1 protein-coding gene is annotated in these 1,433 nt (G+C 42.0%); it reads right to left on the reverse strand.

Features of this window, described 5'->3' with window-relative positions:
* A partial coding sequence (locus AABK37_RS41335; RefSeq protein WP_432557170.1) for an IS4 family transposase occupies positions 1-1,320 on the reverse strand: 1,320 nt, incomplete at its 3' end.
* Between the last annotated feature and the right edge of the window lie 113 nt (positions 1,321-1,433).

Raw genomic sequence — 1,433 nt, forward strand, 5'->3', positions numbered from 1 at the left:
TCCATCACCCTTTCGACCTAAAAAGCCACCTAATATTGCAATCATTCGTACTGCTTGGCGTAAAGAAGGCGGCTTTTTGGGTGGGATTGGATTTTTGTTGATAGTGGCACACAAAGACGAGCCAGCGCCGTGGGCGGGTTTCCCGACTTGAGGCGACTGGCGTTGCCATTCATCGATTTCTAGAACAGAATCGCATGGCATATCAGGGTTAAATCTGGCTTGATAAGTTAGCCATAACAAACGCCACGCCACAATTGAATATGTTGCCAGTGCCATATGGATTCGCCTTACGGTTTCAAGCTGTAATTTTTCAATTCCACAACCACTTTTTAATGTGTAGTGGTAACGTTCTATCAACCAACGATATGTGTACCAGCGAACGCAACGGGCAGCCTCTTCAAAACTGTTAGCTTTAAGGGTAGTAAGCAACAACCAGCTAATCGGTTTGATTCCATCTGGCGGGTTTTCTTCAAGTGCCAGAATTACCTGCAATTTTACAGGTTTCAACTGTGAACGTCGGATATGGTGTAAGGGTACTTGTATCTCAAAAGTGGCTTGAAAGAGTGTTAGTTTTGCTGTCCTTGCATCACGCTCTGGGTTCCGTTTGACTTCAACCGTAAGCTTACCGCATGGTTGTGTTTGGCGTATTGCTTGATGTAGGTATTTTGCATTATGGTCTACTTTGCGATTGTGGGTTCCGCGAATCAGTAAATGGGAATTTTCTTGACGCTCAAGACTAAATAAATCAAATATATCAGCTTCGGAATCGCCCATCGTCACAACTGTAATTTCTTCTGGTATCAACTGCTGTGTAGTATTTAAAGAATCCAACCAACGTTGACTTTCCTTTTCTTGAGTTTCCCGTTGCCGACGTTTTTTTGCTATCCCTAAATTTTCTTGTTCTCTTGCCCATACCTGTTGATTTATAATCCCAAGTGGTACTCCATGAGTTGTTGTTGTAAAAGTTGAATGCACTTTTAATCCAAAGGTTTTACGATGGTCAAGATAACCAACACCACTTGTTGCTGGATGGTCTGTTAAATCTATGCTTGTCGTATCTTGTATTGCCAGTATTATGTCGTTTTCTTTTATTCTTTCAATTGTGCTTGCTATATGAGAAGAGCGGATATCCTGCGGTTGAAAATAGGGTGAATTCCAAAAATCATATGCTGCGCTTGTTGCTGCCATGTTTCCACAGGCTTGAGGTACGCTGCTGCTTGGTTGTGCTGCCAAGTCTTCTACGATCCTTACCAGACGCTTGTTTCGTCTTGCGTCTCCTAAATCTGCCTGTTTTAATTCCGATGCTGCCCATTTTTCCATGATGCACCATTACCCTCAAATATTCTCTTCTCTCAAAAACTATACCTATCAATGCTTTTGGCATATTTTAAGTAAGTTGTATTTTTGTTGAGAAAGATGCGGGTAATGCATAG

Source organism: Tolypothrix sp. VBCCA 56010, from assembly GCF_050875635.1.
Classification (GTDB): domain Bacteria; phylum Cyanobacteriota; class Cyanobacteriia; order Cyanobacteriales; family Nostocaceae; genus Hassallia.